The organism is Streptomyces sp. NPDC046900, assembly GCF_040644975.1.
GTDB lineage: Bacteria > Actinomycetota > Actinomycetes > Streptomycetales > Streptomycetaceae > Streptomyces.
This window is the reverse complement of record NZ_JBEYXD010000130.1, coordinates 1-16,922: the sequence shown is the minus strand read 5'-3', so window position 1 is coordinate 16,922 and position 16,922 is coordinate 1. Positions and strand designations below refer to the sequence as shown.

19 protein-coding genes and 2 pseudogenes are annotated in these 16,922 nt (G+C 68.2%); 13 read left to right on the top strand and 8 right to left on the bottom strand.

Annotation, left to right across the window (positions count from 1 at the left end):
- Nucleotides 1–297: 297 nt before the first annotated feature.
- Complete coding sequence (locus ABZ904_RS47180) at nucleotides 298–1,164, bottom strand: LLM class flavin-dependent oxidoreductase (protein ID WP_361830292.1); 867 nt, start codon at nucleotides 1,162–1,164, stop codon at nucleotides 298–300.
- Nucleotides 1,165–1,522: 358 nt separating this feature from the next.
- On the opposite strand from ABZ904_RS47180, the gene ABZ904_RS47175 reads away from it, so the two are divergent.
- From ABZ904_RS47175 to ABZ904_RS47150, 6 genes and pseudogenes are all read left to right on the top strand, one after another.
- Nucleotides 1,523–1,711 (top strand): hypothetical protein, encoded by a 189-nt coding sequence (locus ABZ904_RS47175; RefSeq protein WP_359408895.1) that lies wholly within the window; start codon nucleotides 1,523–1,525, stop codon nucleotides 1,709–1,711.
- Nucleotides 1,712–1,863: 152 nt separating this feature from the next.
- Complete coding sequence (locus ABZ904_RS47170) at nucleotides 1,864–2,046, top strand: hypothetical protein (RefSeq protein WP_359408897.1); 183 nt, start codon at nucleotides 1,864–1,866, stop codon at nucleotides 2,044–2,046.
- Nucleotides 2,043–2,186, top strand: coding sequence for a hypothetical protein (locus ABZ904_RS47165; protein WP_359408899.1), 144 nt, complete (start codon nucleotides 2,043–2,045; stop codon nucleotides 2,184–2,186). Before ABZ904_RS47170 ends, ABZ904_RS47165 begins: the two co-directional genes overlap by 4 nt.
- 2 nt (nucleotides 2,187–2,188) lie before the next feature.
- A pseudogene (locus ABZ904_RS47160) lies at nucleotides 2,189–2,422 on the top strand (alcohol dehydrogenase catalytic domain-containing protein); the annotation flags it as partial.
- A 444-nt stretch (nucleotides 2,423–2,866) separates the two neighbouring features.
- A complete protein-coding gene (locus ABZ904_RS47155; protein ID WP_361830294.1) occupies nucleotides 2,867–3,103 on the top strand; it encodes a hypothetical protein in 237 nt (78 codons plus the stop codon).
- Between the two features lie 294 nt (nucleotides 3,104–3,397).
- The gene (locus ABZ904_RS47150) at nucleotides 3,398–4,684 is read left to right on the top strand and encodes an MFS transporter (RefSeq protein ID WP_361830287.1); all 1,287 of its coding nucleotides are present in this window, start codon (nucleotides 3,398–3,400) and stop codon (nucleotides 4,682–4,684) included.
- A 479-nt stretch (nucleotides 4,685–5,163) separates the two neighbouring features.
- On the opposite strand, the gene ABZ904_RS47145 is transcribed toward ABZ904_RS47150, so the two are convergent.
- Nucleotides 5,164–5,664, bottom strand: a complete 501-nt coding sequence (locus ABZ904_RS47145) for a DinB family protein (protein WP_359408903.1) — start codon at nucleotides 5,662–5,664, stop codon at nucleotides 5,164–5,166.
- Nucleotides 5,665–5,993: 329 nt separating this feature from the next.
- Entirely contained in the window at nucleotides 5,994–6,122 is a 129-nt protein-coding gene (locus tag ABZ904_RS47140) for a hypothetical protein (protein ID WP_359408905.1), read from the bottom strand.
- A 293-nt stretch (nucleotides 6,123–6,415) separates the two neighbouring features.
- Between ABZ904_RS47140 and ABZ904_RS47135 the strand changes: the two genes are divergently transcribed.
- Nucleotides 6,416–8,596 carry an MMPL family transporter gene (locus ABZ904_RS47135; protein WP_361830285.1) on the top strand — a complete coding sequence of 727 codons (2,181 nt, stop codon included), beginning with the start codon at nucleotides 6,416–6,418 and terminating at the stop codon, nucleotides 8,594–8,596.
- A gap of 143 nt (nucleotides 8,597–8,739) precedes the next feature.
- Nucleotides 8,740–8,868: pseudogene (locus ABZ904_RS47130) on the top strand (IS5/IS1182 family transposase); the annotation flags it as partial.
- Here ABZ904_RS47130 and ABZ904_RS47125 read toward each other — a convergent pair.
- The 3 genes from ABZ904_RS47125 to ABZ904_RS47115 form a co-directional block, all read right to left on the bottom strand.
- Nucleotides 8,820–9,134, bottom strand: a complete 315-nt coding sequence (locus tag ABZ904_RS47125; protein WP_359408927.1) for a hypothetical protein — start codon at nucleotides 9,132–9,134, stop codon at nucleotides 8,820–8,822. The pseudogene ABZ904_RS47130 and the gene ABZ904_RS47125 overlap by 49 nt on opposite strands.
- Nucleotides 9,135–9,155: 21 nt before the next feature.
- Nucleotides 9,156–9,359: a hypothetical protein gene (locus ABZ904_RS47120; RefSeq protein WP_359408909.1), complete on the bottom strand. Its 204-nt coding sequence runs from the start codon at nucleotides 9,357–9,359 to the stop codon at nucleotides 9,156–9,158.
- Nucleotides 9,360–9,584: 225 nt separating this feature from the next.
- The gene (locus ABZ904_RS47115; protein WP_359408911.1) at nucleotides 9,585–10,100 is read right to left on the bottom strand and encodes a hypothetical protein; all 516 of its coding nucleotides are present in this window, start codon (nucleotides 10,098–10,100) and stop codon (nucleotides 9,585–9,587) included.
- A 243-nt stretch (nucleotides 10,101–10,343) separates the two neighbouring features.
- Here ABZ904_RS47115 and ABZ904_RS47110 point away from each other — a divergent pair, with 243 nt between their 5' ends.
- The gene (locus ABZ904_RS47110) at nucleotides 10,344–10,985 is read left to right on the top strand and encodes a LysE family translocator (protein ID WP_359408913.1); all 642 of its coding nucleotides are present in this window, start codon (nucleotides 10,344–10,346) and stop codon (nucleotides 10,983–10,985) included.
- A gap of 376 nt (nucleotides 10,986–11,361) precedes the next feature.
- Here ABZ904_RS47110 and ABZ904_RS47105 read toward each other — a convergent pair whose 3' ends face one another.
- The gene (locus ABZ904_RS47105) at nucleotides 11,362–12,027 is read right to left on the bottom strand and encodes a nitroreductase (protein WP_361830282.1); all 666 of its coding nucleotides are present in this window, start codon (nucleotides 12,025–12,027) and stop codon (nucleotides 11,362–11,364) included.
- A 21-nt stretch (nucleotides 12,028–12,048) separates the two neighbouring features.
- Here ABZ904_RS47105 and ABZ904_RS47100 point away from each other — a divergent pair, with 21 nt between their 5' ends.
- The 4 genes from ABZ904_RS47100 to ABZ904_RS47085 all read left to right on the top strand — a co-directional run bounded on the left by ABZ904_RS47100 (nucleotide 12,049) and on the right by ABZ904_RS47085 (nucleotide 15,617).
- Nucleotides 12,049–12,381, top strand: coding sequence for a hypothetical protein (locus tag ABZ904_RS47100; protein WP_361830280.1), 333 nt, complete (start codon nucleotides 12,049–12,051; stop codon nucleotides 12,379–12,381).
- 275 nt (nucleotides 12,382–12,656) lie between these two features.
- Nucleotides 12,657–13,223, top strand: a complete 567-nt coding sequence (locus ABZ904_RS47095) for a sigma-70 family RNA polymerase sigma factor (RefSeq protein WP_361830278.1) — start codon at nucleotides 12,657–12,659, stop codon at nucleotides 13,221–13,223.
- On the top strand, nucleotides 13,220–14,449 hold the full coding sequence (locus tag ABZ904_RS47090; RefSeq protein WP_361830276.1) for a CU044_5270 family protein: 1,230 nt from the start codon (nucleotides 13,220–13,222) through the stop codon (nucleotides 14,447–14,449). The genes ABZ904_RS47095 and ABZ904_RS47090 overlap by 4 nt, the downstream gene beginning before the upstream one ends.
- 370 nt (nucleotides 14,450–14,819) lie before the next feature.
- Nucleotides 14,820–15,617 carry a L,D-transpeptidase family protein gene (locus ABZ904_RS47085; protein WP_361830274.1) on the top strand — a complete coding sequence of 266 codons (798 nt, stop codon included), beginning with the start codon at nucleotides 14,820–14,822 and terminating at the stop codon, nucleotides 15,615–15,617.
- A gap of 104 nt (nucleotides 15,618–15,721) precedes the next feature.
- On the opposite strand, the gene ABZ904_RS47080 is transcribed toward ABZ904_RS47085, so the two are convergent.
- The gene (locus tag ABZ904_RS47080) at nucleotides 15,722–16,267 is read right to left on the bottom strand and encodes a zinc ribbon domain-containing protein (RefSeq protein WP_361003581.1); all 546 of its coding nucleotides are present in this window, start codon (nucleotides 16,265–16,267) and stop codon (nucleotides 15,722–15,724) included.
- Nucleotides 16,268–16,922: the final 655 nt, after the last annotated feature.

Sequence of the window (16,922 nt, the reverse complement as noted above, 5' to 3'; positions counted from 1 at the left end):
GTCCACGTCAGGGCAGACAGAAGCACCTCCGGCGCACGCCACGGGATTTACCACGCCCCCGGCGCGCACCGAAGGTGCGCTGGATCGCTGACCTGCAGCGAAGTGTGCCGGAGGGCGGCCGCGACACGGAGTGTGTCGGAAGGTGCGACCGGACGAGGTGTCCGCCTCTGACAGCGGTTCTCGGGCCACGCGGCTGAGCCGTCGACGATTGTCGTCGACGGCTCAGCGACGACCCGCCACAGCCACTACCGCCGTCAGGCCACTCTCCAGCTGTGAAGATCACGATCTGCAGCCGGCCTATGAGATACGCGGCGGGCCCTGCTCGATCCGGCGCAGTATCGGCTCGATACTCTCCAGGCCATCACCCCAGGGCATCCGCTCATCCCACCACGTGATCCCGAGATCGGCCATCGGGCCGACAAGGTCACGACCGGCAGTCCCGGGGGAACTCATGCCGCCGATGACGACGTCGAACGGCCTGTCCGCGAGACCGTTCTCCGCCCGGCATGCGCGCAGGAACAGCACCAGTTCCCGGACCTCGCTCACCTCCGGCGCCCGCGCGGCCTCAACCCCGGCCATGACCGGAATGGCCCCGTCCCACCGTGCCGCCCGCCTCATCGGCGCCTTGTTGGGCCAGAACCCTCCAACCCAGATCGGCACCCGCGGACGCTGCACCGGGGTCGGCCGGAAGACCACATCGTCGACCGTGACCTGGTTGCCCCGGTAGGTCACCGGCTCACCGGACCACAGCAGATCCAGTGCATGCAGGCCCTCGTCCAGGCGCTCGGCGAGCACCCTGATTTCGGTCGTGTCGCCAAAGCTCCCGTACTCGTCGGCCACGGGAGCACCCAGCCCGACACCGAGGACCATGCGCCCGCCGGTCAGCCGGTCCAGGGTGGTTACTTCCCTGGCCAGCTTCGCGGGCCGTCGCCTGGCCACGGGTGTGATCGCGGTACCCAGCCGGAGCCGGCAGGTTGTCAGGGCCGCGGCAGTGAGCAGGACCCAGGGATCGGCTATCTCCCGGCGCAGGTCCTTCTGCTCGACAACGTGATCCCATACCAGCAGCGCGTCCCATCCGGCCTCCTCGGCCCGGCGGGCCACATCGGCGAAGACGTCCGGCGCCGCGAACTCCCCGAAGTTCGGAACGCACACCGAGTAACGCATGACCCCACCATGCCATCCCGGCACCGCACGACATCCGGTGATGCGCAGGTCCTCCTCATGTGCGGAGGCCCCCGGTAGGCGGCGGGACTTCTCCCACGAGGGTCCGCCGGCAAACCTCAGTGTGAGCGTCAGAACGCGGGCCGCCTGGTCACGGCGGCGCAGCAGGTACCCGAGCTCCACGACCAATGGTCACATGCCGGCGGTGACGAGGGCAGCAGCTCGAGGACCGCACCGTGCCGAGCACCGGCCGGCAGACTCGCTCCCTGCCCGACGCGGCGGACTGGCTTGTGGCGCGGCTGGGCACGGTGACGGCGGCCCGCATCGCCGTCGGTGCGCACGCCTGCGAAACACCGGAGCAGTGCGGCGCCTGGCCGCCGCGGTCGAGGACCGGCTGTCCGTGCCCGTCGCCGTCGTCAACGACGCCGAACTCCTTGTCCCCGCGGCCGGGTTCGAGCACGGCGTCGGCGTGGTGGCGGGCACCGGGGCGATCGCCGTCGCACGCCACCGCGACACCGGCGGATACCTCGCCGCGGGCGGCTGGGGCTGAGTACTCGGCGACGAAGGATCCGCCTCGGCCCTGGTACGCGAGGCGGCTCGGACCGTCCTCGGCCACGCCCACGAAGGTGGCGCCCCGGACCTCCTGGAGAAGGCACTGCTCACAGCGTTCGACGTGCCAGGCCTGCCCGAACTCGCGGGCACATGAGCTGGGACGGCGGTGTGGAGACCGGGGGACAGCACGCCCCCGCGGTGTTCGCCGCCGCGGGCCGGGGCTCGGCGCAGGCCACTGCCGTCATCGAGGCCGGGGGGCGCGAACTCGCCGCCCTGGTCGCCAGGTTGGCGGCGGCGCCCATGCGGACATCGCCGTGGCGGGCGGAGGAGTGATCACGACCCAGCCCCGGCTGTTCGCCTCCTTCCGGCGGGCGCTCGGCGAACGGCTGCCGGGCGTGCGGGCGGTACTGCTCGACACGCCCCCGGTCCAGGGTGCCCTCACCCTCGCGCTCCGTGCCGAAAGGGGCCGGTAGCCATGCGGTACTCCCAGGTCGTGGCCCCCCGCACGAGCGTGGATGTCGAGATTCCCGACGCCGAGCCGGGTCCGGGTGAGGTGGCGGTGCGCACCCACATCTCCGGGCTCTGCACCTCCGAACTGCCCGCCTGGAGCGGCCATGACGGCACACGCCCACTCAGGCCGGGCCATGAACTCTCCGGCGAGATCACGGCGGTCGGCGCCGGTGTACACGGCTGGCGGGCCGGCGAGCAGGTGACGGGATCCGCGTCGGGCGCCTACGCCGATGTGGTGCACGTGCGTGCCGCCGACCTGCTGCCGCTGCCGAGGAACGTGCCCGCCGCCACGTTCCAGGGGGGAACCGGTGGCCTACGTCGTGGAGGCCCTCACCCGGTGCGGGCTGCAGGCCGGGCAGCATGTCGCCGTCGTCGGGCTCGGCTTCATGGGACTGATCGCAGTCCAGATCGCCGCCGCCCACGCGCCCGCCCGACTGGTCGGCGTGGAGCCGCGGGCTGCCGCCCGTGCCCTGGCCGGCGAAGAGCGGACGAGGCACACGCGCCGCAGGAGTCCGGCCCTGACACGTACGACGTCGTCCTCGAGTTCACCGGAACGGCGGCCGGACTCCGGCAGGCCGGTCAACTCGTTTGCCCGCACGGCCCCTTGTGCGTCGGCGGATACCACCACAGCGGCGTGCGGGAGATGGACATCGAGCTGTGGTACCGCGGGGCCACCGTCGTCAGCGGCTTCACGCCGCAGCGCCATCGGCAGCTGGCGGCACTGCGCGAAGGCCTGCGCTTCGCCGCCGAGCGCCGCCTCACGCTTGAGCCGCTGCTCACCCACGAGGTGGCACTCGACGACCTCGACGAGGGCTTCGCGCTGCTCCACGAACGACCGTCCCGGATTCGTGAAGGGCGTACTGCGCCCTGCCTTACCTAAGAGTCATCACGTAATGCTGCCGAGTCCCGGCAGTAGCGGCTGGTGACCCGGCGGTGCCCTCTCACGTCTGCCGCTGGCCGAGCGCGGGCCCATGAACCGACTCGGCCGCCTGGAGCGAATGTGCGCCCGTGTGCGGTCGGCCGTCCCTGAGCAACGCTGGACGGGCGCGTCGGCACTTGGCGATCACTCACCCGCGATAACGCGGCCACTTCGTTCCCGCCGCACGGACGGTAAAGTCTCTCGATATCGAGTATCTTGATATCGAGATTAGTGTCGGCGGAACGGAGGCCTGTCATGCGATGGGCGGGGGATGGGCTGATAGCGCAACTGCGGCAGCCGCCTGGTGGGCGGGACGCGCGGATCATGCTGCTCGCGCAGTGCGTGGACCGGACCGGGACGGGGGTGTGGGCCGCGGCTTCCGTGCTGTACTTCACCTTCGTAAGCCAACTGGACGCGCGCCACCTCGGACTGCTGCTGGGGGTGGGGGCAGTCGCGGGGATAGCCGGATCACCGCTGGCGGGCCGGACCGCTGAACGGCTGCCAGTGCGTGGCCTGCTGATCGGCTGTCATCTGCTGCGACTGGGCACCATGGGTCTGCTGCTGGTCGCCGACAACTTCGCCACCTTGCTGCCTGTGGTCGCCCTTACCTGCCTGGGGGAGCGGGCGGCCAAGACCCTGGAGATGCTCTTCGCTACCCGGGTCGCAGGTGAGCAGCGAGCCACCTACCAGGCGCTGTTCCGCAGTGTGGCCAACGCCGGATACGCGGTCGGCGCGGGCATCGCCGCACTCGGCCTGAGCGTCGGCACCACGGGCGCCTACCGCGCGCTGATCCTGGCCAACGCGCTCTCCTTCATACTGGCCGCCGCACTGGTGTGTCGGACCCGGGAGCCGGTCGGCCACGGCCTGGTCGTGGCGCAGAGCGACGGCAGTGCCACTGACGGACCGCCAGGCTCCCCCAGTCCTTGGTGGGATCGCGGCTACTTACTCTTCGTCCTGCTCGACATCCCGATGAACCTGGACGACTCGGTTCTCAACGTCGGCCTGCCGCTGTGGCTGGTGCACCACACCAGCGCTCCGCACGCGATCGTCCCCGCCTTCCTTGTGGTCAACACCGTGCTCGTGGTGGTGTTGCAACTTGGGGTCTCAGCACGGGCCGAAGGCCCGCGCAGGGCGGCTGCAGCAGTGGGCTGGTACGGCATGGCTCTGTCCGCCTGCTGTCTGCTACTGGCGACCGCCACCGGCGGTGGTGCCTGGTCGGCCTCATTCGCCATGCTGGCAGCCGCGATGCTGGTCACCCTGGCCGAGCTGATGCGCTCGGTGAGTTCCTGGGAGCTGGCGGTGAGCCTGACGCCGCCACGTGCCCGGGCTTCCTACCTCGGACTGGCGGGAATGTCTCAGTCGGTACAGAAGTCGGTGGGTCCCCTGCTGCTGACCGGTGTGGTGATGACGGCCGGTCCGGCGGGCTGGCTGGCGCTCGGCGCGGCAGTCACCGGGTTGAGCCTGGTGCAGCGACGGGCCAGCTTGCGGCGACTGGAGACCCTCTCCGTGCCCCTACAGGCCGTCAGCGCCCTTGGCGGTTAGGTCGACCCCTGTGGTCGCGGACCGCTGGTTCCCCTCCTCCACGACCTACTCGGCGTGTGGTGCGGTGAAAGCCGAACTGCCCTTGCACGGCCGTATGGCGAGAACCTCTGCCCAATCTGCCTTGACTGGCCGCAGTGCCGCTGCTGCACCGGGCCACACCCCGCCGCGCCGGCCCCGACGCGACGGCCGCTGCGCCACCTGCGCCTCCGCCTCAACTCGCCCATCGGAAGGAGTGAGCGCATGACGGACCGCACGCCACCTTCCACGCCACCTTCCACGGCACCGCACCAGGGCTGCAGCCCTTCGCCCCGCAGTCCGGCCGCTGGGAGCAGGAGCGATCCCGTGCCGAGCGCACCGGGCACCGCTGCCGCGGTGCCTGGTGCACGTAGACGTGCGAGCCCGTGCTGATCCGGGAGCGGACCTGACGCCTCCGCGCGACATCGATGAAGGGAAGAAAGTCCTCTGCCTCACCCGAACAGCTAGGTCAGGACTAGCCAGCGGCGGCCGTCGATGAGCTCTCGTGCCGCATCGAGGTGGCCGGCGTGGCATGCGGTCTCGGTGATGACGTGCAGTAGGACGTCGCGCAGGGTGTGCAGATGCGGTTCGCCGAACAGGTCATGGGGCCACCAGGCCAGAACGGCGTCGGCAGGGGTGGTGGTGATGACGGCGTCGGCGAGTTCTGTCTCCTGCCGGTATCCGTCGAGCACGTCGGCGGCCGACGCCTGCGGTGCCACGTTCCAGGCTTCATCGCCGCTCGTCAGGCCGTGGATGATCTTTTCGTCCCCGGCGACGACCGCGCGGAACCAGAAACGCTCGACGTCCAGCGCGAGGTGCTGGACCAGTCCCAGGCAGTGCCATCCGGATGGCAGCACGGGCCGTCGCAGAGCCTCCGCGTCGAGCCCGTCGAGGATGCCGAGAACGTGGCGGCGCTGCGCGCCCAGGGCCCTGAGAAGCGCCCTGACTTCACTGTCCGGAGCCATTTCGCTCATATTTTCGGTCACGGCCGTCCAGGATTCCTCAATTCATGGGGCCGCGCAGGGAGTTCTCTGACACCCGTGACGCATAGAGGCCCGCGGAACGGCGGATGCGAGCAGCCCGCAAACAATGACCCGCCGCTTCAGGGCACGTTGCCGCGCGCTCGACCAAACACAGCCGGTGGTGCGCTGTGGCAGGCATCCGAGACGTCGCCTTCCGGCATGGGAAAGCTCCGGCCGCGTCGTAGTCGGCTCCGTACAGCAGCTCTTCCACGTCTGTGCTGTCCGCCCAGTTGTGGAGGTGTGCCAGCCAGAACAGTCGCTCGTTCAGCAGCTCAGTCCTCGTCGGCTTCGTCGGCGAGCCGCCACAGGTGGATCGAGGCGTTGTCCCTGGTGGCCGTGCACCACATGCCAGGTCCTGCGGAACGTGGGCTGCCGGAGACGGGCAGGGGGTAGGCGATCATGCCCCGCACGGTTGATACCGGCCGGGACGCCGGAACGTCCCGTGTCCATGTGCGCACCCTAGCCAAAGGCCGCTGCGGGTGGGTTCCGCTGGGGGACGAGCGGCTTACTACCGCACACGCAGTACGTTCGTGGCTCCTGCGGCATCCGCAGTAGCCGGATGCGCCATCGGCGGCACCGCAAAGTGCGTCCATCCGCGGGACGACTGGTACGGCGCTCGGCAGCCATGCTCAGGCCACATCCATTCACCGGATTTCAGAGGCTCATGGAAGACGAAGAAGGGCTTGAGCAGAGGATGATGCCAACCGAGACTCCCCGCGCCGACGGAGCTTTGGGGACACTGGCCCGGTTCTGTCACCGGCGCCGCCGCCTGGTTCTTCTGACCTGGATCGTCGGGGTGGTCGCCGTGGCGTTCGTCGGCTTCGGCTACGGCGCCGCCCCCGACAACGACTTCTCCGGCGGTAACTCCGATTCCGCCAAGGCACAGGCGCTGATCGAGAAACACTTCCCAGAGGAGCAGGGTGACACGCTGACTCTTGCGATCAAGGCGGAGAAGGGGGTCGATGATCCCGCCGCCCGGCAAAAGATCGAGAAGGTCATCGACGATCTCGCCGCCTCACCCATGACCGGGCCGGTGATTTCGCCCTATCAGGACAAGAACCTGGTGACGAAGGATCGTCGTATCGCCCGTACGACCATCCCGCTGACTGACAAGGACGCGACGAAGACCGAAATCAAGCCCCTGGTGGCCACGGTCAAGGAAGCCTCCGGTGACGGCGTGACGCTGGGGCTGGGCGGAACGAAGGCAGAACAGGCCGAGACACCGCAGCAGGGTCCGGTCGAGAGCGTGGGCGTCCTGGCGGCAGCGGTGATCTTGTTCATCGCCTTCGGGTCCCTGGTGGCGATGGGGCTGCCCATCGTGACGGCACTGCTGGCGATCCTCGGCGGCATCGCCCTGATGAAGCTGGCGGGGCACGTGGTCCCCGCGCCGGATTTCACTGTGATCCTCGCCGCGATGATCGGGCTCGGTGTCGGTATCGACTACGCGTTGTTCATCGTGACTCGTTACAAGGACAGCCTGCAGGAGGGCGATGAGCCTGAGAGCGCCACGGCCAAGGCCATCGTCACCGCAGGTCGCGCGATGTTGTTCGCCGGTACGACCGTAGTGATCGCGTTGCTGGGCTTGATCGTCATGGGGCAGCGGCTGATGACCGGTGTAGCCGTCGCCACGTCGGTGATCGTGCTGGTGACGATGATCGCCGCGGTGACCCTGCTGCCGGCGTTCCTGGGCTTCGCCGGCCCCAGGATCAACTCGCTGCGCCTGCCCCGTCGCAGGTTCCGCCCGCGCGGGCCGAGCAGCGGCCCGTCTCGGGAGCGCCGTGGTCCGGCCGAGCGCTGGGCGGGCGTGGTGCAGCGTAGGCCGCTGGTCGCCGCGATCCTGGCCAGCTCGGTTCTGCTGGTGTTGGCCGCCCCCGTGCTGGCGATGCGGCTGAGCCTGCCTGACGCCAGCGTCCAGCCCCACGACAGGAGCAGCTACATCTCGCACGAGATCGTCTCCGAGGGCTTCGGCCCAGGCTTCGGCGCACCCCTGATCTTCGCCGCCGAGGTCGACCCCCAGAACGCCGATCTACGTCCCGTCGTCCAAGCGGTCGGCAAGACCCAGGGCATCGCCTACGTCACCCAGCCTCGGGCCAGCAAGGACGGGAAGGCCGCCACCTTCATGGCCTTCCCCACGACCGGATATCAAGACGAAGCAACCGTGAACCTGGTGCACCGACTCCGCGACGATGTGCTGCCCGAGGCACCCGGTGGTCAACGGGTCTACCTCGGCGGGCCGAACGCCGCCACCATCGACATCGCCGACGAGGTCGGCTCCCGCCTGCCCTTGATGATCGCGGTCGTCATCGCGATGTCCATGGTGCTGCTGATCGCGCTCGTCCGATCGGTCACGATCGCCCTGCAGGCCGCTTTGATGAACCTGCTGTCGATCGGTGCCGCCTACGGCGTGATCGTCGCCGTCGTGCAGTGGGGATGGTTCGGCCCGGCCCTAGGATTCCCCACCAGCATGCCGATCACGACCTGGGTGCCGATGATGATGTTCCCGGTCCTGTTCGGCCTGTCCATGGACTACGAGGTCTTCCTGATCTCACGGATCCGTGAGGAATACGAACGCACCGGCGACACCCGGATGGCCGTCACTCGCGGGCTGGCGCGCACCGCCAAGGTCATCACCGCCGCGGCCGCCATCATGATCGCCGTCTTCACCACCTCCCTGGTCGGCCCCGACATCGGGGTCAAGCAGGGAGGCCTGGGCATGGCAGTCGCCGTCCTCATCGATGCCACCGTCGTCAGGATGATTCTTGTCCCCGCGGTCATGGAACTGTGCGGCAAGGCCAACTGGTGGATGCCCGGACGTCGGGCACCGAAGGCGATCTCGGCTTCACAGGCCGAGGTTGGGGGAGAGGTCAGAGTCTGACCCTTTCGTGAATCGCGGTGCGGGAACCCGCAGGCGATTTGCAATCCTCCCTTGCCGGGCTCCGCAGAGCGCAGGGGGTAACTCGCCCTCGCCGGCGCGACGTTCGCCCTGTCCTGGCTTGCCTCCTCCGCTGCGCGATATCGGTGGACTCGACGATCGTGCGCGCCCACCAGCACGCGGCCGGGGCCCGCAAAAAGGGGGCCTCGGCCGGCGAACCGGAGGATCACGCCATCGGTCGGTCCCGTGGCGGACTGACCACGAAGATCCCCCTCGTCGCCGACGGCCGCCCGAGCCGATCGGTCCGGCCGTGGATGACGACGTTGGCCCGGTCGTAGTATCGCTCGCCCTTCGCGCCGCTCCGGCCGAGCGCCGCTGCCATGCCCCCTTCGGGATGCGCGCCGCCAGGACCTTCGCCTGAAACGTGCTCGGCCAGGGTCCAGCAGTTCTTGCGCGGTAGATCCGACAGCAGCCCGGAGATTAACCGCCGCACCCGACGGCGGGGTTCAACCCGGGTGAACCGGCTGGCGATCCGGGCCATCAGGCCCTCGAATGCCTCCTGTCAAACGGCGGGCACTTCGCTGGCGTCCGAGGCCGCAGCGTGATCGGCCTTGTCGCCGAGGTATTGGTCATAGCCGTCGAAGTAGTGGGGCTTGCCGTCGATGCCAGCGAGGCCGACACGAGCTCCGTCGTACCATTCCAACTCGACGTACACGCGCTCGAAACCGTCTGCGATCAACTGCTCTTCGTCCCAGGTCTCAGCCACATGGGCAGGCTACCGACGAGCGACCTACCCATCCGTGATCACGATCTACGGCTGGAGTACTAGTACTCCAGCCGTAGATCGCGATCTTCATGGCTGGGCGGCTTGTCGCTGATGGTGGATGGCCTGGGATCGGGCCTGGTGGCGGCGTCGCCCATGGGGACCAATCGAGCCGGTGGGCGGTGCCGTGGACGGGCCAGCCTTGTCGCCGGTCGGGGGCAGGTGCGGTCAGCTGTCGAGGTCGATCGTGAAACGCCTCATGCCCGAGCCGATCGTGTCGGCGTGGACCATGCCACGAGCCCGGTCGAATACCCCGGTGCCGCCGGTGATCGCATTGTCGAACGAAGGGGGAGGGCCCGCGTTGAGATTGCCGAAGACCATCCCCTGCACGGTGATCTGGCCGCCCGGGAGGTTGTAGTTCACGACGCACGCCTCCGCTCCGCCGTTGTCGACCCGGGTGGTGGTGCAGGTGCCGTCGGTTTCGCCGACGACATGGTTGTCGTGCTCGTCCTTGAGGACCGAGCTGAAGACGGTCCGATCGCCCTGGGCCCGGGGGACGCCGCCGGGGTTGACGTAGAAGAACGACTGCGGCCCGAGATGGCCGATGAGTGTGATGACCCGGTCTCCGACCTTGGCGTGGGAGGAAGCGGTGTCCTTCGCGGCGGCGGCCGCGACAGGGGCGCCGGCGAGAAGGGTGACCAGCGCAGTGGCCGTGCCGAGACAGGCTGCCCTGATGGGGCGCATCGTGTGGCTCCTGAGGTTGATCTTCATGGGTGGTGCCGCATTCATAACCTCGGCTCTGCCTCCGCCCGGAACGTCCCGGCGCGACCCACCGACAGATCCGATCAATCGGACCAACCCGGGATGCGAGACGGCCCGGCCGACCTCGCACTACGAAGAACGCGATCTACAGCTGGAGTACTAGAGCGGCCGTGACACCTTCTGCTTGTATGCCCCTGTACCGGGCGAATCAGGAGGTGAGGGCGCATGGTGTCCGCAGAGAGCATTCTCGCGTTCGCAGCGTTGTCCCTACTGGTGATCGTGATTCCGGGGCCGAGCGTGCTGTTTGTGGTCGGGCGGGCTCTCGCGCACGGCCGACGCACAGCCCTGGAGACGGTTTTCGGCAATGGAGTCGGCTCTTACGCCCTGGTGATTGCTGTGGCGTGGGGTCTCGGCGTGTTGGTGGAGACCTCGGCGGTGGTGTTCATGGGCGTGAAGCTGGCAGGAGCGGCGTATCTCGTCTATTTGGGCGTTCAAGCGTTCCGGCACCGCAAGGAGCTGCGCGCGGCGGACATGAAGGCGCCGGGAGCTGAGCGCGGCGATCTACGCACGATCCTGGATGGCATTTTCGTAGGCGCCACCAATCCGAAGGGCATTGTCTTCTTCGCGGCAGTGCTACCGCAGTTCGTGAACCACTCGGCGGGTCACGTCCCCGTTCAGATGATGGTGTTGGGCCTGGCCCCAGTCAGCATCGGCCTGATCACAGACACCATGTGGGGCCTGGGTGCCTCGGCGGCACGTTCCTGGTTCGCCAGATCGGATCGCCGCCTGTCAATGGTCGGCGGTGCGGGCGGCCTCGCGATGATCGGCCTGGGCGTGACCGTGGCGGCAACTGGTCGCGCCGAGTGAGCAAGGCCCATAGGACGTTGACGCTGGGCGAGGGCGAGGACGGCCTCGGTGTGACGCTTGCCCTCGGCGCGCTTTCGGTCGTAGAAGCGCCGGGACTCTTCACAGCAGCGGATGCTGATCAGTGCCGAGGGGCACTGAAGCAGGATCATGTTGCGGAGTAGTTCGAATCCAGGGGGTCCGTAGAGCTGCCTTTTGATCTTCTAGACGCGGTTCACGGCCCCTTCGGTGCCGCCTGAACTCCAGTGCAAGGTGCGTCCGGCGGCCACGGCGTCGAGGTCGCGGAGCAGATGGAGGGCGACGCCTCGCTCACCGAACCGGTCGAGCGGAGCGACGCGGGCTGACGACCCGTCTGTTGTGAGGACCACCGGTCAGCGGGTCACACTCCGATGAAGCTCACTGTTTCTGTGATGTCCGCCCGCCCGGTACGCAGCCGTGGCACGCCTTCCTTCTCGAATCCCACCGCGACACCGCAGAACAGTGCGAGCCTGTCGTCTGCTCCGGCTATCTCGCTGACGGTCTTGCGATACATCGTCCACATCACCTGGGTGCAGCTGTGCAACCCTTCCGCCCTCAGCAACAGCATGACCGTCTGCAAGTACATCCCCGCGTCCCCCCACTGTCCGGGCCCCATCGTCCGGTCGAGGTAGCAGAACAGTACGACCGGCGCCCCGAACGCCTCCGAATTCAAGGCGGCGATCTTCGTGGGCCTGTCGGGGTCGTCGCGCTCGATTCCCAGCGCTTTGTACCGTTGGGTGGCCGCAGCGGAAAAACGGTCCAGATACGGTGAGGCCATCTCGTCCGGGTACATCGGATACTCCCGCTCATCACCCGGGTCGCCCGCCAGTGCCCTGGCCGTCGCGCGTCTCTTGAGCTCGGCCAAGGGCTCTCCGGTCACGACATACACATGCCAGGGCTGGAGGTTCCCGCTCGACGGAGCCCGCGCCGCTGCAGCCAGCACTCGTTCGAGTACCTCTTTGGATACCGGCTCATCGCTGAACGCCCGCACGGCCCTGCGACTGTCCACGGCTTCATACACATCCACGTCTTTTCGTCCTCTCACTCCATGGCGGGCAGCGAAGACACGGGGATGATCATCACACCAGGTGGCCAGGCCGGACGGAGCTTTGGTGCTGCCAAAACCGCCCGACCCTCCTTCGCCTGCCGATCACGAAGTGCTGTCGAAACCCACCTGCGCGCGCTGTCGGCGCTCAACGACAAAGCCAGGCCGCTGTGCTCCGACGACGAGGCACCCGGCGTGTGGACCTTCGGTGAGCTGTATGCCGTGGCCCGGACCCGTGGCGAACCAGGCGTTGCTCGCCGTGCCGGCTCTCAGGTCGACGTTGGGTGGCTGGGAGCACTCAGGACGGATCGTCGTTCGCACCGGACCGTGCTGTGACAGCCCGCTCTATCAGCAGCGAGTAACTCCTCCTCATCGCTGAGCTCATGGCGACGTACCACCTCACCGTGATCCACCAACCGATGAGCTTTCAAGACGGACCTCAGATGTTCGATTCGAAGGGTCGAGTACGCCTTGGGCGGCACCGCGGGACATAGAGTCCGGCTCCCCGGCGTGATGCGCGCCACATCTGCAGGAAATTGTCGCCTCGGGATGTAAGAAACGAGCCGCTACGCCCATTGCTTGGTGAGAGAGCCGAATCGAGGGGACGGCGCGTGACACAGGTTCAACGCTTCCGGGACGTCTACGAGGAGTGCTATCCGCGTGTCCTCGCCTACGCCACCAGCCTGGTCGGACGGCAGGCGGGGGAGGACATCACCAGCGAGACGTTCACCGTCGCCTGGCAGCGGGTGGGCAACATTCCTCAACCGGCGTTGCCGTGGCTCCTGGGCGTGGCCCGCAACCTGGTGCGCGAACTGCGTCGCCGGGACGCCCACCAGTATCTCCTCGCCGCCGAGGAAGCACAGCGCATCAGCAGCGGAGCCCACATGGACGTCGGTGACGTCGCGGCGGAGGTCACCGATCGGCACAACGCGCTGCAGGCCCTCGCGAGCCTGCCGGAGGCCGACCGGGAATTGCTGACGTTGATCGCTTGGCACGGCCTGAGCGCCAGGGAGGCCGCACAGGTCCTGGACTGCACCACCGCGACGCTGACCGTCCGGCTGTACCGGGCCCGCCGCCGACTGGAGAAGGCCCTGGAAACGGCACCCGTGTCACAGACGGCGTCCGCACCTCCCGTAGAGGCCCCGCACCCCACTCATCACGAAGGAGCACCCGCGTGAAGAACACCCGCAAGCGGCCCGGGCGGCCCGACGTCATGAAGGTGCTCGCGGACGCACGGCCCGACGCACTGGATCCGTCCCGGCTGGTGGACCCCACGCGGCAGCGGGAGGACTTCGCACGCATCGTCGCCGAGGCGACGGACGGCCCCGCCGCACGCATCCCCGCACCCCGCCGGCGAGGTGGGTTCCGGCCTCTGGGAGCGGCGGCCCTGGTAGCCGTGACGGCGTCCGCCGTAGCCGTGAGCACGCTCGACTGGCAGGAGCCGGCCGATCGGCCGGCCGCACCGCCGCGGTCCTCCGCCGGAACGGAGCGGCCGGGTGCCACCGCGGACGTGCGCGTCGACGGCCACCTCGAACTGCTCAGCGCCGCCAAGAAGGCCGAGTCCTCGGTCGCCGAGGGCACTTACTGGCAGACCACCACGCGCTCGGAGAACGTGGACGTCGCCGGTGTGACGGGGCAGCTCTTCGCCGTGCGCAGCACGTCCACCGACGAGTGGTCGGTGGGTGTGCGCCCCGGAACCAGGAGCCTGATGGTCTCCGGCCTGGATTCCGTGACCGAGCCCCGGACCGCAGCGGACCAGGCACGCTGGCGCGCGGCCGGCTCGCCCGGCACGGTGCAGGTCGAGGTCGCGACAAAGGCCGGGAGCAACAGGCTCGGTTTCACGATGGGAACCGGGCGGCCGATGGTCATGAAGACGAACATCGACGACAAGATCTATGCCGTCGGCCCGCGCAACGTCTCCTACAAGGACCTGCGCGAACTTCCTTCCGCCAGCAATGAATTGCGCCGCTACCTGGAGCGACTGTACGCAGAGGACAACGGCGCCGAGACCGGCACCTCAGGCCGCAGCGCCTGGATGCTGCGCCAGGCAGCCAACCTCGTGACGATGCCCGTGAAGCCCGGGGTCCGGGCGGCCGCGTACCGGGTGATGGCACATCTGCCCGGAGTCCGGGTGATCGCACGTGCCACAGATCCCCTGGGGCGTGAGGGCGTTGGCGTCGAGTTCCCGAGCACATACAGGACACCGCTGGGGACCACGCAACAGCGGCTCGTCGTGGACCCGGCCACCGGTGCGATGCTCAGCGAGCAGGTCATCCTGGTCAAGGCCTCGGCCAGGGCCCAGCAAGCGGGTCTCGAAGCGGGCGCGACGGTCAACTACTCAGCGACCACCCGGATGAGCTGGGGCGAGCACCAGATCACCGTACCGAAGAACGCTCGTAGCTGAGCCGAGAGCCGACCTGCGCAGCCCGCAGGGAGCGCTCGCAAAGACGACTGCCTCCTCGAACATCGACTGACGGACTCGGAGATCTGCCGCTGACTTGACGCGGCAGACCTCCGAGCAACGACCAGCATCCGTGGTCGCAGCCTCCCGCGGCGCCCTCGGCATCCCAGCTGAGTTCCCGACATCCAGGCGATCCGGCCTGGAGCCAGTCTGGTTGAAGGTGTGTGCAACGGCCTGCGAGGTCAAGTACCGCGCCGGGCAGCACTGCCAGGCCTGCCGCACGCCCACGAACACCGTCTGGTCTTCCGGATCCGTGAGCCCCGCCCACAGGTCTGCCTCTCGTTTTCCCGCCCCCTTGAGAAAGCCTGCACCAATGCGCCTCCACAGGCCCTACATATCCGCAACCGCGGCGGTCATCGTCTCCTCGCTCGGGATCGCCGCGTACCACCACATGCCCGAAGGAGGTTCCACCCCTGCTCCTGGGACGGCCTCGATCCTCCTGGACTCTGCTGGACCCGCGGCCGGGCAGTCGACTGCTGTCCCCGTCAAGCCATGGACGACGGTTTCGCCGCGGCCTCAGATCCTCTCCCGGCTGCCGGGGCTCGGCCCCAGGACGTTGTCGCACATCCCGGCCGACGCCTGCCAGGTCGTCCTGGTCACGGGAGCCGCCCGGAACTCGGCGTCGTCGAAGGTCGTACTCTACGAGCGCGTCGGCGGTGGTTGGCGTCCCGGGGCGGTTTGGCCCGGGCACAACGGCTACAAGGGCTGGACCGACGAGCACTACGCGGGCGACCTTCGCAGCCCCATAGGGGTGTTCGGTCTCACCGACGCCGGCGGACGGCTGGCCGACCCCGGCACCAAGCTGCCCTACCACCATTCCGGTGCCTTCTCCATCAGCGGGCCCGGTCTCGAGGGCGAACCGCTCGCCGGTTCCTTCGATTATGTGATCGCAATCAACTACAACCGGAAGCCAGGCACTTCACCGATGGACGCCACCAAGCCGATGGGCGACAACCGCGGCGGGGGCATATGGATCCACGTCGACCACGGCGGCCCCACGCACGCCTGCGTCAGCCTCTCCAAGACGCACATGAAGCAGTTGATGCGGGCCCTCGACCCCGCTGACCACCCCGTGGTCGTGATGGGCGACGCGGCCTCTCTCGCCCGATGACAGTTCCGCGGTTCACAGGAATATGGAGTAAGCGTGTCGTCCCTGCCGTTGCCGAGACCGTTGTGAGTTCACAACATTCCGGGCATTGCGGCCCGGAAGGTCCGTCACATCACCAAGCGTGAGGGCTTCGGCTTGAGTACGGTCTCTCGTTTCTGTCTGCCGCTGGTGCGGCAGGGTTGCGCCACCTGGCCGCCCCGTCCTCGCCGGGTGGCGGGGACGGGTGTGCGGGTCTTCTGGTCGGCTCCACGAGGTTTCGGCGCTGACGCGCCCTGGTCTGCGGCCACTCCGGTACCAGTTACTGCCATCGCCGCAAGAGCGGCGAGGTTGCGTGCTGCGTTCTCGTCCCGGTCTTTGACGAGTGGGCATACGGCGCAGTCGAAAATGCGGGCGTGTAAGGGCAGTTCGGCTTTCACCGCACCACACGCCGAGCAGGTCTTGGAGGAGGGGAACCAGCGGTCCGCGACCACGATGCGGCAGGCGTTGCGCCGGCTCTTGTAGGTGAGTTGGCGTCGGATTTCCCCGAACCCGGCGTCAGCGATCTTCCGGGCCAGACGACGGTTGCGGAGCATCCCGGCAACGTTCAGGTCCTCGACGACGGGGTGCCGGTAGTGAACCGGCAGGCGAGACGTGTCACACGCTTCGACTTCCACCTCGGCATCCCCACCCGGGCGCCCTGACGGGCACCGCGCTTGGACGTCGCGTCGTTGTCGAACGCCGCGGACGCGTTCGCCAGGCCCGTGTCCCCCGCTCGTTGGAGGCGTGGATGACATCGCGGACGTAGTCCTCGCTGACCTGCATCAGCATGGTGATGTCCTTGACCGTCTGGCCCTGGGTGGACACGAGCACCACGATCGCCCGGCGGAGTTTCACCGGGTCCTTCACGGTCCGGCTGATCCGCTGCAGCCTGCGGCCCTCCCGAATACCTGCAAGCGTTCGACGCCGCCCGCGTGCCACGCCAGGCACGGGTCCTCGCCGCGCCCAGACCCAAGATGCTCCCCGTCGGGCCGGCAAGCCGCAGGAGCGCACCCCTACCTTGTCACGCCGCGGCGGCAGTCAGGTTGCGTTCAGGTACCCGATGGCACAGTCGGGCAACATGACCTATGAAACGTCTGAGAGTCCTGTGATTCCAGGGGCAGGCGCCCAGCAAGGACAGCAGCACCGAGCCGGCGAGCAGCCGGCTGGGGCGGCCTCTCACCGCCGCTCCTCCGGGAGTCTTCGGACGCCCTCTCGGGGGATGCTGAACAAGGTCCCCGAGGTCACGATCTGGTTCTGGGTCATCAAAATCTTGTGCACCACGGTCGGCGA

Bases quoted from the DNA above. Each gene is read 5' to 3' on its own strand.
- ABZ904_RS47180 (WP_361830292.1), bottom strand. From the start codon at position 1,164: ATGCGTTACTCGGTGTGCGTTCCGAACTTCGGGGAGTTCGCGGCGCCG.
- ABZ904_RS47170 (WP_359408897.1), top strand. From the start codon at position 1,864: ATGAGCTGGGACGGCGGTGTGGAGACCGGGGGACAGCACGCCCCCGCG.
- ABZ904_RS47155 (WP_361830294.1), top strand. From the start codon at position 2,867: ATGGACATCGAGCTGTGGTACCGCGGGGCCACCGTCGTCAGCGGCTTC.
- ABZ904_RS47150 (WP_361830287.1), top strand. From the start codon at position 3,398: ATGCGATGGGCGGGGGATGGGCTGATAGCGCAACTGCGGCAGCCGCCT.
- ABZ904_RS47145 (WP_359408903.1), bottom strand. From the start codon at position 5,664: ATGGCTCCGGACAGTGAAGTCAGGGCGCTTCTCAGGGCCCTGGGCGCG.
- ABZ904_RS47140 (WP_359408905.1), bottom strand. From the start codon at position 6,122: ATGATCGCCTACCCCCTGCCCGTCTCCGGCAGCCCACGTTCCGCAGGA.
- ABZ904_RS47135 (WP_361830285.1), top strand. From the start codon at position 6,416: ATGATGCCAACCGAGACTCCCCGCGCCGACGGAGCTTTGGGGACACTG.
- ABZ904_RS47125 (WP_359408927.1), bottom strand. From the start codon at position 9,134: ATGGCCCGGATCGCCAGCCGGTTCACCCGGGTTGAACCCCGCCGTCGG.
- ABZ904_RS47115 (WP_359408911.1), bottom strand. From the start codon at position 10,100: ATGCGCCCCATCAGGGCAGCCTGTCTCGGCACGGCCACTGCGCTGGTC.
- ABZ904_RS47110 (WP_359408913.1), top strand. From the start codon at position 10,344: ATGGTGTCCGCAGAGAGCATTCTCGCGTTCGCAGCGTTGTCCCTACTG.
- ABZ904_RS47100 (WP_361830280.1), top strand. From the start codon at position 12,049: ATGGCGGGCAGCGAAGACACGGGGATGATCATCACACCAGGTGGCCAG.
- ABZ904_RS47085 (WP_361830274.1), top strand. From the start codon at position 14,820: ATGCGCCTCCACAGGCCCTACATATCCGCAACCGCGGCGGTCATCGTC.